The organism is Nocardia sp. NPDC046473, from assembly GCF_040645995.1.
In the GTDB taxonomy this organism is placed as follows: Bacteria; Actinomycetota; Actinomycetes; order Mycobacteriales; family Mycobacteriaceae; genus Nocardia.
This window is the reverse complement of sequence record NZ_JBEYZJ010000007.1, coordinates 330427-344250: the sequence shown is the minus strand read 5'-3', so window position 1 is coordinate 344250 and position 13824 is coordinate 330427. Positions and strand designations below refer to the sequence as shown.

The 13824-nt window shown below is 67.6% G+C and carries 10 protein-coding genes; 4 read left to right on the top strand and 6 right to left on the bottom strand.

All coding sequences use genetic code 11. The features are described 5' to 3' along the window. Window positions 1-14: 14 nt before the first annotated feature. The 5 genes from glmM to ABZ942_RS26305 all read right to left on the bottom strand — a co-directional run bounded on the left by glmM (window position 15) and on the right by ABZ942_RS26305 (window position 7031). A complete protein-coding gene (gene glmM / locus ABZ942_RS26325; RefSeq protein ID WP_357386366.1) occupies window positions 15-1391 on the bottom strand; it encodes a phosphoglucosamine mutase in 1377 nt (458 codons plus the stop codon). Between the two features lie 208 nt (window positions 1392-1599). Then, window positions 1600-2115, bottom strand: a complete 516-nt coding sequence (rpsI, locus tag ABZ942_RS26320) for a 30S ribosomal protein S9 (protein ID WP_357386364.1) — start codon at window positions 2113-2115, stop codon at window positions 1600-1602. Then, complete coding sequence (gene rplM / locus ABZ942_RS26315) at window positions 2112-2555, bottom strand: 50S ribosomal protein L13 (RefSeq protein WP_107654232.1); 444 nt, start codon at window positions 2553-2555, stop codon at window positions 2112-2114. The genes rpsI and rplM overlap by 4 nt, the downstream gene beginning before the upstream one ends. 158 nt (window positions 2556-2713) lie before the next feature. Further along, window positions 2714-4483, bottom strand: a complete 1770-nt coding sequence (locus ABZ942_RS26310) for a hypothetical protein (protein WP_357386362.1) — start codon at window positions 4481-4483, stop codon at window positions 2714-2716. Window positions 4484-4559: 76 nt separating this feature from the next. Further along, complete coding sequence (locus tag ABZ942_RS26305; RefSeq protein WP_357386360.1) at window positions 4560-7031, bottom strand: FHA domain-containing protein; 2472 nt, start codon at window positions 7029-7031, stop codon at window positions 4560-4562. A 107-nt stretch (window positions 7032-7138) separates the two neighbouring features. Between ABZ942_RS26305 and ABZ942_RS26300 the strand changes: the two genes are divergently transcribed. Further along, entirely contained in the window at window positions 7139-8587 is a 1449-nt protein-coding gene (locus tag ABZ942_RS26300) for a metallopeptidase (protein ID WP_357386359.1), read from the top strand. A gap of 4 nt (window positions 8588-8591) precedes the next feature. Here ABZ942_RS26300 and ABZ942_RS26295 read toward each other — a convergent pair whose 3' ends face one another. Next, on the bottom strand, window positions 8592-9878 hold the full coding sequence (locus ABZ942_RS26295) for an FHA domain-containing protein (protein WP_357386356.1): 1287 nt from the start codon (window positions 9876-9878) through the stop codon (window positions 8592-8594). A 144-nt stretch (window positions 9879-10022) separates the two neighbouring features. Between ABZ942_RS26295 and ABZ942_RS26290 the strand changes: the two genes are divergently transcribed. The 3 genes from ABZ942_RS26290 (at window position 10023) to ABZ942_RS26280 (ending at window position 13748) form a co-directional block, all read left to right on the top strand. Next, window positions 10023-11228: a hypothetical protein gene (locus tag ABZ942_RS26290; RefSeq protein WP_357386354.1), complete on the top strand. Its 1206-nt coding sequence runs from the start codon at window positions 10023-10025 to the stop codon at window positions 11226-11228. An 85-nt stretch (window positions 11229-11313) separates the two neighbouring features. Further along, entirely contained in the window at window positions 11314-12528 is a 1215-nt protein-coding gene (locus tag ABZ942_RS26285) for a hypothetical protein (protein WP_357386352.1), read from the top strand. Continuing rightward, window positions 12525-13748 (top strand): hypothetical protein, encoded by a 1224-nt coding sequence (locus ABZ942_RS26280; protein WP_357386350.1) that lies wholly within the window; start codon window positions 12525-12527, stop codon window positions 13746-13748. The genes ABZ942_RS26285 and ABZ942_RS26280 overlap by 4 nt, the downstream gene beginning before the upstream one ends. Window positions 13749-13824: the final 76 nt, after the last annotated feature.

Here is a 13824-nt window from a genome sequence, read left to right as displayed (position 1 = left end):
GGCGGTCCCTCGGATCAGACCGACGCGACGCGCTTGGCGAGGTCGTCGGCGAGCTGCCTGGCCTGAGCCGGATCGGTGGCTTCCACCATGACGCGAACCAGCTGCTCGGTGCCGCTGGGCCGCAGCAGGACTCGGCCGGTGTCGCCGAGGATGCGCTCGGCTTCCCGCACCGCGTCCCGGATTTCGGGTGCCGCCGCGACCAGCGACTTGTCGCTGACCGGCACGTTCACCAATACCTGTGGCACCGTTCGCAATACGGCGGCCAGCTCGGCGAGGCTGCGCCGGGTCCGCGCCATCCTGGCCATCAGCTTCAGCCCGGTGAGGATGCCGTCGCCGGTGGTGCCGAACTTCGGGAAGATGACGTGTCCGGACTGTTCGCCGCCCAGCGTGTAACCGCCGCGGCGAAGTTCCTCCAGCACATAGCGGTCACCAACGGCGGTGGTGAGCAAGGTGATTCCAGCTTCTCGCATGGCGATATGCAGGCCGAGGTTGCTCATCACGGTGCCGACCAGGGTGTCCTTCGCCAGCTCACCGGCCTCGTGCAGGTCGAGCGCGAGGACCGCGAGGATCGCGTCACCGTCGACGACATTGCCGTCGGCATCGGCCGCGAGGCACCGGTCGGCGTCACCGTCGAGGGCCAGCCCCAGATCGGCGCCGTGCTCGCGCACTGCCCGCTGCACGGTGTCCAAATGCGTTGAGCCGCAACCGTCGTTGATATTGAGGCCGTCCGGCTCGGCGTTGATCGCGATCACCGTCGCGCCCGCCTCCCGGAAGGCGGCGGGCCCCACCTCGGACGCCGCGCCGTGCGCGCAGTCGACCACCACGGTCAGCCCGGACAGGTCCTGCCCGGTCGCCTCGACCAAATGCTCGACATACCGCTCGTGGGTGCCCGCGACGCTGTACTGGTCCGGTACCACCTGCCCGTGGTCGCGCGCGCCGGACGCGTTGACGACCCGGCCGATGCCGCGTCCGGTCGGTCGCAGCGCGTTGTCCTCGGCGAGCAGCGCCTCGATGCGGTCCTCGATGGCGTCGTCGAGCTTGTGCCCGCCCGCCGCGAAGATCTTGATGCCGTTGTCCGGCATGGGATTGTGTGACGCGGAGATCATCACGCCGAAGCACGCGTCGTAGCGGCCGGTGAGGTAGGCGACGGCGGGTGTCGGCAGCACGCCGACCTGGAGCACGTTCACCCCGGCGGCGGTCAGCCCCGCGGTGACCGCGGCCTCCAGCATCTCACCGCTTGCCCTTGGGTCGCGGCCGACGACCGCGAGGGGACGCTCCTTGCCGCTGCTCAAAATCTGGGCGGCCGCGCCCGAAACGCGCAGCGCTAGTTCCGGACTCAACGACTCGTTGGCCAGCCCACGGATTCCGTCGGTGCCGAACAAACGTCCCATAACTCAGCCCCTCATCGGTGGATCCGCGGCGCGTCCGAAGACGACAGCCGGTGTTGCCACGAAGGGCACCCGAAACGCCGCGGCTGATACAGCACGAGAGCAGGCGACCAGCCTGTGCTGGACGCCTGCTCTCGTACAGGTTGCCCGCCGACCGTACCGCCCCCGGCACCTCCAGGGTGCCGGATGACGGTGGTCGGCGAGGCCAAAATCAGCGCTTCGAGTACTGCGGCGCCTTACGCGCCTTCTTCAGACCGTACTTCTTACGCTCGACGGCACGCGGGTCACGCGTCAGGAAGCCGGCCCGCTTGAGGGCGGGGCGGTCGTCCGGGGTGACCTCGATCAGCGCGCGGGCGATGGCCAGACGCAGGGCGCCGGCCTGTCCCGACGGGCCGCCGCCGTGCAGCAGGGCGATGATGTCGAAGTTCTCGGCCCGCTCGACGGTCACCAGCGGCGACTTGACCAGCTGCTGGTGCACCTTGTTCGGGAAGTAATCCTCGATGGTGCGGCCGTTGAGCACGAAGTTGCCGGAGCCCGGCACCATCCGCACGCGAACGACGGCTTCCTTACGACGGCCGACGGTCTGCACCGGGCGGTCGATCACGATCGGGGCGAAGGTCTCGACTGCGACCTCGGCCTCTTCGTAGCCTTCGCCGTCCTCGACAACCTCGGCGGCGTCGAATTCCTCGACGACGGCTTCCTCGTTGAATTCCTCAGGAGCGGTCACTGGGCCACCTGCTTGATCTCGAATGGAATGGGCTGCTGAGCGGCGTGCGGGTGGTTCGGGCCTGCGTAGACCTTCAGCTTGCCCGCGATCGCGTTGCCGAGCTTGTTCTTCGGGATCATGCCCTTGACGGCCTTCTCCACGAGCCGGTCCGGACGGCTCTCCAACACCTGACCGACAGTGCGCGACTTGAGGCCGCCCGGGTGCCCGCTGTGGTGGTGGATCAGCTTGTCCGCCTTCTTGTTGCCGCTGATGGCGACCTTGTCGGCGTTGATGATGATGACGAAATCGCCACCGTCGAAGTTCGGTGCGTAGGTCGGCTTCGTCTTGCCACGCAGCAGGTTCGCTGCTTGAACGGCGAGACGGCCGAGCACTACGTCAGTGGCGTCGATGACGTACCACTGACGGGTGACGTCACCAGCCTTGGGGCTGTACGTAGGCACAGTGCTTCCCTGTCTGTAGTCGGTGTTGCCGGCCAGGCATGTGGTCGAAGCTCCCGGCGGCCGGTGGAGACCCGGGATTCGATTGCACGACCGGTTGCCCGGCCGTCCATACGCCAACGAGCCACAATACCAGCCACGATCCGACGATCGAAATCGCGTCAGATCTCGATCGGCGGCCCTGGATCGACGGCGCGACGCGGGCCGGGCAGCAGGTAGCGCAGGGTATCGACGCCCGGCTGCCGACAGTCCTGGTCCGAGGCCCCCCGGTCGTCGCGTTCACCGCCTGCCGACAGACCGCGCACGGACGAGATGCCCGGATTGACCTCGTTGGTCACATACGGCGTCAGCGGGCACACGATCGGGTCGACCGCGGACGACGGCGCGGGTGCCGCCGTCAGGGTCACCTCGGCCGCGGTCAGCTCGACCCGATCACCGCCGCCCGGCAGCGCGACCACGGCCAGCGCCAGCGCGCCGACCACCGTGTGCGCCCCGAACAGGTTGTCCTTCATCTTGTTCCACAGCTTCCCCTTGCGGGGCCGGTCCTCGTCGTCGTCCTCGGACTCCGGCTCCCGCCACCCGTGTCGCCCGGGTTCGGCATCGGACTGCGGCGCCTGGTACGACCGCGCACCGGACGTCTGACCGGGCGGCGGCCCACCCTGCGGCGCACTTCGCCCCTGCTCCTCGGGATACTGCCCCGGCGGGCGGGTGAAGCGCTCGGCGAGATTCGGTGGCAGCCGCGGCACCTCGTCGCGGGTGATCCTGGTCGTCGGTTCCTCGCCCTGCGTCGGATAGCCGGGCCCGTACTGCACGGGCGGCACGGTCCGCGGCGGAGACGGATCCATATGGGGTTGTGGCACGTCCGTTCGGCGCTGTGAAGACTCCGCTTGGCGCTGCGCGGACTCGGCCTGCCGATGTGCGGCGCCGGCCTGACGTTGCCCCGGCGCGGCCTGCTGCGGTGCGGATTCCGCCCGGTAGTGCCCGGCCGGATCGCGGTACTGCGGTCCCGGATCCTGGAACTGGGTGGGATCGACCCGCGGCTGTACAGGCTCGGCATGCCGACCCGACGGCTCCGGCTCTGCTGCTTCGGTATCGGTCACCAACAGGTGAGCCGCGCCGAGCACGAGCGCGTGCATCGGATGATCGGCGACCTGCAACCGGTGGCCGAGGTGGTTCTGGAAGGCCAGCCGCAGCGCGTCGTTGAAGCAGACGTTGCCCGACAGCAACACCGTCGACGTGTCCGCGCCGATCGAGCGGGCCGCGGCCATCACCTCGATCACCACGTTGTCCGCAGACCTGGCATCGCGCATCGACTCCATGGTCACCGGTACGTCGACCGATTCGGTCGGCTGCTCGTCGTCGCCGTGCACCGCGACAACCAGCACGGTCCGGCCGTCGGAGTACACACCGGTCGCGCCGATGCCGTGCGGCCTGGCCTGGTCCGGCGGGTGCACCAGCCCGAGCGCGCGCACATAGCCGGACAACGCGACGCTCTCCGGCAGCGGCTCGACGGTCACGTCGAGCTGTTCCACCAGACCGGCGTACACCTCGACCTTCTCGTCCGGCCAACCGTCCGGGAACGGCAACGCCACCAGATCCGGCTTGCCGCGCAAGTGTTTACCGATCGAGGCGAGCGGGTTGTACATCCTGGCCCGGAACACCAGCTCCGCGGGCCAGGTCGCCCCGGCCACCACGATCTGCGGATGCCCGAGGATGTCACGCACGTCCGCGATCGCCATGCCGAGGTCCGGCCGCTGCCGATCCACGCCCGCGGTGTGTAACCGCCCCGACGAATCCGCCAGCAGATACGCCGGCGGCGTCCACATACCTTCCACCTGGACCGGGCGGATCGGTGTGCCACCGCCACCCGCGGCCACGGACACCACATCCCAGCCGAGATGTACCGCCCCTACTCGCACCGTCACAGGCATAAGTGTGCCTGGTGTGCGGCCGAGATGCTTGCTCTTGTCCGGAGCCCCCGGTAGTGGCCGGAAAATCGCTCGCCCGTCACGCCGCCGACGCCTTCAGTCGCAGCCGCCGCCAGGTGATGACGGCGAGCACCAGGGTGATCAGTAACAGCACGGCGACGTCCAGTGCCCAGATGCCCGGCGTGTGCTGCCACAACGTGTCCGGCTGCGCGTTGGGGAACACCTCACGAATGTTCACCGTCGAGGCACCGGCCGCATACCCCCAGCGCGCCGGGAACAACCAGGACACCTGCTCGAGCACCACCCGGCCGGTGACCGGGATCAGCCCGCCCGCCATCACCAGCTGCACCATGATGGCGACCACCAGCAGCGGCATCACCTGCTCGTTCGACTTGGCCAGCGACGACAGCAGCAGGCCGACAACGACACAGCACACCGCGGTCAACGCGATGTCGATGTAGAGCTCCCCGCTCCCCGAGGCGAGCACCGCGCCCTCGTCCGGCCGCTTCTTGCCCGCGAGCACGATGCCGACCAGCACCGCCGACTGCAGCAGCGCGGTGAAACTGAACACCGCGATCTTCGCCGACAGATACGCCGACGGCAGCAGCCCGACCGCGCGTTCGCGTTGGAAGATGGTGCGCTCGCCGACCAGGTCGCGCACGGTGAGGGTGGATCCCATGAAGCAGGCGCCGAGGATCAGCACGACCAGCAGCTGCTGGGTCTCGCCGCCGCCGGTGGGCACAAAGGTGCCGTCCGGCAACGCCTTCAGCGCGCCGCGCTGGAAACCGTCCTTGCCCGGCACCACCAGCGACAGCGCGCCGAGGATGAACGGCAGGATCACCAGGAACGACAGATAGCCGCGATCGGCCAGGATCAACCGGATCTGCCGGCGCGACAGCGTCGAGAACTGTTTGCCGCCACTGGATTGCGGTGGTGAGCCCGCGGACCCGTATTGCTGGGGTGGCGGTGGTGGCGGTGGCGCGAACGCCTGCCTGGATCGGTAGGCGGCGAACGCCTGATCCGGGTTGGCCGCCACGTTGGCGAAGATCTCCGCCCAGTCGGTGGTGCCGAGCGCCGCGCCGACTCCGGCGGGGTTGCCGCAGTAGGCGGTCTTGCCGCCGGGCGCGAGCAGCAGCACCTGGTCGCACATGTCCAGGTGGGCGATGGAGTGGGTCACCACGATCACCACGCGGCCCGCGTCGGCCAGCTCGCGCAGCATCACCATCACCTGCCGGTCCAGCGCCGGGTCGAGACCAGAGGTCGGCTCGTCCAGGATCAGCAGCGAGGGGCCGGTGAGCAGTTCCAGCGCGACCGACGCGCGTTTGCGCTGACCGCCGGAGAGCCGGTCCACCCTGGTGTCGGCGTGCTCGGTCAGCGAAAGTTCTTTCAGTACACCGTCGATCACCTGTTGCCGGTCGGCCCGGCTGTTGTCCGGCGGCAGCCGCAGCTCGGCCGCGTAGCCGAGCGCCTGGCGCACGGTGAGCTGCCGGTGCAGCACGTCGTCCTGCGGCACCATGCCGATCCGGGAGCGCAGCGCCTCGTACTCGGCGTGCAGATTGCGGCCCTCGAAGGTGACCACACCGCCGGAGGGCTGGGTGGTGCCCGCGATCAACCGGGACAGCGTCGACTTGCCCGCGCCGGACGGACCGATCAGCGCGGTCAGCGTGCCCCGGCTGGCCTGCATGTTCACATCGACCAGCAGCTGCTTGTTGCCCTCGACGGTGAACGCCACCCCGTGCACCGCGAGACCCTGCTCGGCCACGGGCTTCTGCCGCAGCACCAAAGTGCCCTGCTGGACAACGAAGTCGATGTTGCCGATGGTGATGATGTCGCGCTCGCGCAGCACCGCCTGCTGCTGGCGGTGGCCGTTGACGAAGGTGCCGTTCGCCGAGCCGAGGTCCTCGATGGTCAGCCCGTCGCCCGCCGCGATGAGGCGCGCGTGCTTGCGCGAGGCCAGCGGATCGTTGACGACGATCTGGTTGTCGGTGGTGCGCCCGATCGTCAGGCCGCCCGCGGGCAGCCGATCGGCCCTGGCGATCGGCGCGGTCGAGGCCCGCGCCCGTACCGGCGGCATGTTCGAGGTGTCGGCACGGGTGGTCAGATTGACGTTCACCTGCGGCTGCGCGTCCTGCGGCGGCTGATAGGCCGGGCGCTGGAACTGCTGGGCGGGCCGCTGACCCGACATCGGCTGCTGCCCCGACTGCGGCGGTCGCGCCGAGGGGCGCTGCGGGGGTTGTGGATTGGCGGGCAATAGATGGAGCAACGGTCCACTGATCGCGTCACCGAGCCGCACCTGCGTCGGCCGATCGATGGACACCGGTTGGGCGAGCCGACGCGCGTCGACGAACACGCCGTTCGTGCTTCCGTTATCGGACAGCACCCAGGCGCTACCCTGCCAAGCGAGCGTCGCGTGCACCCGCGAAACCAGCGGGCTGTCGACGAAAAGCGTCACCTCCGGCGCACGGCCCATGGTGACCTGCTGGCTCGAATCGAAGACTCGTTCGTTTCCATCATGGCGCACGGTGATGGTCTGCGCCCCCGGTGAAGACATGCAGCGGATACTATTCCATCACCCGGACATCGGCGGTGCCCCCGACGCGCCTTTTGCCCCGATCCGGCGACGATATGAACGCGATACCGGCCGATTCAGGGGGAGCCTTGCCGAAAGTCCGTGCGACGGCGATCATTACCGCCGTCTTGGTCGTTGTGGTGCTGGTCGCGGGCTGCACCAGGCTGGTGGACGGCCGCGCCGTCTCCATTTACGACGACCCGTTCAAGGTGGCGGGACTGCCCACCACGAGTGGTCCGAGCGGCCCGCGCGACGGTGTCCCGGACAGCCCCCTCAAGGCCACCAATGGCGACGGCGGCCCCGAAGACACCCTGGCCCTCAACGCCGTCGACGACATCCAGACCTACTGGCACGCCGAATTCGGCAAGGAATTCCAGAGCGGCGATTTCAAGCCGGTCGACACGCTGCTGTCCTGGAGTGCGAAGGCGCCGCGCAGCGATGCGCGGGAATTCTGCAAGGAGACCACCTTTCACCTGGTGAACGCGGCCTACTGCCGATTGGACAATTCCATCGGCTGGGACCGTTCCGTGCTGTTGCCCGCGATGACCGACACCTTCGGCAAGATGGCCGTGGTCATGGTGCTCGCGCACGAGTACGGGCACGCGGTGCAGACCATGGCCAGGCTGGTCGGTGCCAAAGACCCGGTGATCGTGAAGGAACAGCAGGCCGACTGCTTCGCAGGCGCATTCATGCGCTCGGTCGCCGAGGGCAAATCCAAGCACTTCACCATCGACACCACCGACGGCCTCAACAACGTGCTCGCCGCCACCGTGGCCATCCGCGACTCCGACCCGAGCGACCCGGAAAGCGTGCACGGCTCGGCCTTCGAACGCGTCACCGCGGTGCAGGCCGGTTTCACCGATGGCGCGAAGGGCTGCAAGCGCATCGACATGGATGAGATCAACCAACGGCGCGGCTCGTTGCCGAAGGATTTCAACGGCGACACCGGTCGCGGCGAATACGAGATCAACAAGGACACCCTGGTCGAACTCAGCAAGGCCCTCGGCGCGCTGCTGCCGACCAAGCCGTCGCCGACTTACGACTACTCCGGTGCGAAGATCAACTGCCCCAACGGTGTCGCCACCGAACCGGTCAGCTATTGCCCGGACACCAACACCATCGGCACCGATATCCCCTCCCTCGCCCAGCGCGGCACCTCGAACTGGGATGTCGACGACCCGCTGCCGTTGAAGGTGACCGGTGACTACAACGGCTACGTCGTTTTCATTTCCCGATATACCCTCGCGGTGCAGAAGAACCACGGCCAGGACCTGATCGGTCCGAAGACCGGGCTGCGGGCGGCCTGCCTGTCCGGCGTGGTCACCGGCAAGCTCGCGGCACCGAACCGCCCGACCTCGCAGGGCGACATCGGCCTTGCCGCAGGCGATCTCGACGAAGCGGTCTCCGGCCTGCTCACCGACGGATTGGCGGCCAGCGACGTGCAGGGCAACACCGTGCGCAGCGGCTTCGCCCGCGTCGACGCGTTCCGCGCAGGCGTGATCAACGGCGAAAAGACCTGCATATCACGGTATTCGTGATCGGCTAGCCGCCGAACGGCGGCGGGGCGGTGTGTTCGAAGCGCAGGACGCGGTTGCCGAGCATGACCTCGGCGCCGGGCACCAGGACCATGGATTGGTTGGGGGCCAGGCGAATCCAGTCGCGGTAGCCGGGCAGGCGGGTGCGGGTGCCGTTGGTGGAGCCGCGATCCACCACGGTCACATCCCAATTCGATAGATGGATCTCGGCGTGCGCGCGGGACATGCCGCCGGAGGAGTCGTCCACCCGCAGCGGGACCAGCCCGCGCTGGGCCGCGTCGGAATGCTCTGGGTCGCGGCCGATCACGGCGTCGGCGGCGAGCACGTAGGTCATGCCGTCGTCGAGGATCAGCATGCCGAGCGGTGGGCGGATCACCTCGATCAGCGCCTGGGTCTGGTCCACCGGCATGCCGCACACGGTGCAGAACGCCGCGCGCGGATCGCTGGGATGCGCTCTGGCGCACTTGAATCCCATCACCTTGACGGTGAGCGCGGTGGCCTTCGCCGTCGCCTCCAACCGGCGCTGCAGCTCCGGATCGGGTGGCGGGGCCGGCGTGGTACCGCTCACCTCGGTGTGCGCATTGTGTAGATCCTCGTCGGGTCCGTGCGCGGCGGTCGAGGCCTGAGTTCCGTTGTGCGGCTCCGGTTCTCGCTGCTGTTCCGGCGGGTCGTGGTCGATCCGCGCGGTCGGCAGCCGTTCCTCTTCGTCGCGCTGCCGCGTGCCCGCGCGCGGCAGGCCCGACAGCGCCCTGGTGCGCACCTCGTCGGACCAGATGATCGCGCCGCCCGCCTGCGCGATGCCCTCGACCAGCCAGCCGATGCCGCGCTGCGCGGGCAGTTCGGGGATGCGGCCCTTCGCGTCGTCGACGAACAACGCGACGGCCCGCGCGGGCAGGCCCGCCACCCGGTCGACGGTGAACGCCGCGTCACCGCCCCGGTACCGCTCGACCGTGCCGTTCCCGGCCAGCACCGCCGTCACCGCGCCGTGCAGAAACACCGCCACCCCACCGTTTTCCGCGGTGGACAGGATGCCGAAATCGATCGGCTCCCCCGGGCTGATCTGCTCGGCGTGCTTCATCAGCCACCGGGTGGCCTGGCGCGCGATCAACGCCCCCGGCCCCTTCGGCTCCTGCTCGGTCGCCTCGCGCACCAATTCGGCCAACGATTCCAGGGCGAGCACGGCGGGCGAATCCGGCGTCGGCCTGCCCTGCCCGCGATGCGCGACTACCACGACCGCCCCGGCGACGCGCACCACCGCGTGACCTCCGACGACGACCTCGACCTGCCGATCCATCAGAGGTATCGGCCTGCGCCGCGCACGCGGTCCGGGGTCGTCGTCACACGAACCAGGGTATTGCAATACGACAACTATCGACCCCCCTCGCAGGCGTCCGTCCGGTAACTTCAGTGGCAGCACGTGAAGAAACGAGGACCCGTCATGGTTCGGACATCGCGAATCGCGCTCGCCGCGTCGTGTATCGCATTGGCTGGTCTTTTGACCGGGTGCGGCGGCGTGCGGGGCACCGCAACCGCGGGTGAAGTCGACGTACGCCAACTAGAGGTCGGTACCTACGCGGTCGACCGCCACCAGTACAACCAGGACCCGGGCGACAAGGCCGCGCTACTCGAGGGCATGCGAATGTCGGACGCGGTGGTCCCGACCGTGCAGATCGACCCGTCCCTGAAGGTCGGCCGGGGCAGCACCGTGGTGGCTGACGCCGACCAGGCGCTCGATTTCGTCGCCAAGGTGTCCAAGCCGGTCTTCGACGACCGCAAGCTGATCACCGGCTACGCCGCCAGCGGCGCCGACCAGCCCGACCCGGCCGGGCAGACCAACCCGGCCCCCGACGCCACCGCGGTCACCACCGCGCTGTTCCGTTTCCCGGACCCGGCGGTCACCAAACTCGCTGCCCGCGAGCTCGAGGACGTCGACATCGCCATCTCGCCGGACAACCGCAAACTGCCGTCGACCAAGTACCCCGACGCGTATATCCATTGGCGCCCAGGCGTTCCCACCGTCGGCACCTTCATGGCCTACAAGGAATTCGTCATCTCCCTGTTCATCCAGCGCCCGCGCGCCGACAGCGCCGACCTGACGAGTTGGGTCGACAGGACCCTCGCCGCAGAGGTCGCCCAGCTGGACAAATTCCAGGCGACGCCGCAGGAAAAGATCAAGGACCTGCGGGTCGATCCCGACGGACTGCTCGCCAGGGTCGCCGTCAGCGACCGCAAGAACCGCACCCCCGACCCCGCCACCTTCGCCATCTTCGGCCCGCACCACACGGTGCACCGTGCCGAGGACGAATCCGCGAACCTGCGCCTGGTCGACGACGCGGGCGTAGACCACGTAGCTGTCGCTGACAACGGCTACGTCGCACGCACCAGAGACACCGCCGCCGCGCAGAAACTGGCCGACGCCCTGCTGGAAAGCGAAGGGGCGCACTACGACACGCTCGGCGCACCCAAGGATGTGCCCGGCGCCAAATGCTTGCAGCTCAATAGCAAAGGCGACCCCGACCGCGAATACAAGTTCCGGTGCTACGTCTCGTACAAGCGTTATGTGGGTGTCGTGACCAGCGACAAAGAACCGGATGTCCGACAGAAGGTAGCCGCCGAGTACGCGCTGCTGGCGAACAGTCTGTGAGGTCTGATCCCGAACGTTGTGGTCGGGTGTGGCGGCCGGTGGTGACGTAGGATTCCGCGGGAACCACAGCCGTTAGGGGAGGACGTTGCAGCTCAGCGCGAGGACGACGCCGCGCAGAACGGCGTATGCCCTGGTCCTGGCGGCAGTGTTGACGTTCGTCAGCGGGGGATGCGGCGCGGAGGAGCCGACCACGGACCACCCGGCGCCTGCCGTCGATCTCGGCAAGCTGGATGTCGGGAATTACGATACGAATCCGCGTCAATTGGGTGCGGTGAAAAGCCTCGAGCAGGCTCGCATAATCGAAGCCGAACGGCTGGGAAATTTCGTGCCGGTGCCGCGGGATATCGATCCCAGGTTCGCCTACAGCAATCCGTTCATCGCCACCGTCTTCACCGATCCGAAGTTCGCTCTCGGCCGGATCATGGCTGTCGACCGGTTCGCCGAGGCCGCGCCGGACTTCGTCGCAGGGTTCCAGGCCTTCGGCCGCACCGTGGAAGGTCCGCGCGGCATCGATCTGATGAACGCGGTCATGATCTTTCCGGACGAACAGAAGGCCGCGGACGCGGCGGTCGCACTGGAGCGGGTCGATTACGAGGCCAGCGACCGCAATACCACCGTGGCGATACCGAAATACCCTGCGGCACATGCACACTGGCAACCGAACCAGCAGTCGATCGGATCCTGGTATGCCACCGGCAAATTCGTCGTCTATACGTGGATCTACGACTACTTGAAGATCTTCCTGGAAAAGGTCGATCTGCCCACACTGGTTGCGCTGGTGCAGAAGAGCCTCGACACGGTGGTTCCGTCCATCAGCAAGTTCAACCCAACTCCGCCCGATAAACTCATGAGCCTGCCGATCGACCTGGACGGCATGCTCAATCGCACCATCGCGCGCCCGAAGGAAGATGCGTGGCTCAATCCGCCCGGCGCGTACAACGCCCGCACCGCACTCCATTTCGTCAATGACCCGACCGGTACCCTCAGGGACATCGAGAAAGCGGGCGCCGACAGGTACGCGGACAATGGCGTCGAGCTCTATCGAGCCCGTGATGCCGCCGCGGCCGAGACGCTGCGGCAAGACATCGGTCGTCTGACGAAGCGATTCAAGAAAGCCGACTCCCCGGCTGAGCTGCCCGCGGCCGAGTGCCGGGAGTACATCGGGCGGGGCAACCTGGCGATCCGCTTCTATTGCTCGGTGTCCTACGACCGCTATGCCGCGTTCTCGGCGTCGCATCAGCTGCTGGACGCGCAGCAGCGGATCGCCGCCGAGTACACGTTGTTGGTGAATGCCCGATGAGGCGCGCGTTCGTCCTGCCATTCGCCGCGTTGCTGGCGGCAAGCATCACCGCGTGCGGATCGACCATGGCCGGGACCTCGCATCCCGCCGAGGTCGACATTCGCAAACTCGATACCGGGTCCTATCCCACCGAGCCGCTCAATGCGCACGATGACGACTACGTACCCGATTTCACCAGCATGCCGCACGTCGCCGCAATGCGATTGTCGGACTATGTGCTGCCTGCCTACGAAATCGACCCGAACCTGAAATTCGGCCAACGCCCCGCCGAGATATCCCGCGGGCTGCCACCCGGCGAGCTGGGTAACGAAGACGATATGAAGCCGATCGCCGACCGGAACAAATTGCTGTTCGGGTTCCGGACAACGGGTTTCGATCAGAAGGCGTCGATCGTCCCCTCCAGCTGGCCGATCAAGACAGCACAGCACGCGACGGTGATCTCGACCATGGTCATGCAGTTTCCCGACGCCGAGCGAGCCACCGCCGCGGCCGCCGAGTTCTACGACGCGGATCTTGCCGCCAACCAGGAGCACAACCGGCCGGTCGCACTGCCGAAATACAACACCGCGCACGCCCATTGGCGTCCTGGCGCGCCATTTCTGCGCACCACCCTGGCCCATGGGCCCTATGTCGTCGCCTTTCTCGTCTCCACCAGCGAGCCCGACCTGAACGCACTCACCGCGCTCGCCGAAAAGTCCTACGACGCACAGCTTCCCGTGCTGGACCAGCTGAAACCCCTCACGGATGAAGAACTGTTCCAGCTGCCATGGGACCCCGACCATCTGCTGAGCCGCACATTGAATCCGATCGCGGTCGAGATACCTGCGATCGGCAGCCAGGCACTCTACGATTTGCGCGGCATCACCCAGTATGCCGACGATCTGAGTGTCGCAAAGCAACGCTTCAGTGCGATGAATGCGGATCGGTTCGCCGTTTCCAACGGCACGATCGTGGCCCGTACCCCGGACTCGGCGGCAGCGAAGAAGATCGTTGCCGAACGACTTACCCCCGCACCGGCAGCGCGCGATGCCGATGCCCCACCGAATGTGCCGGATTCGACCTGTGTCGAGAACAAACGCGACCGCGACGACTTCGACACGAAAAGATTCACCTGCGTCGTCGCCTACCGCCAATACGCGGGATTCGTGACCGGAGATCAGCTCCTCGATGTACAGCAACGCGCCGCCGCACAGTACGCGCTCTTCGCGAACAGCCGGTAATGCGACGCACCGAGCCCACCGCGTGCGGTCCAGTATGCTGCCGCGTGGGGAGCACCGACTCAGGAGATTGTGGATC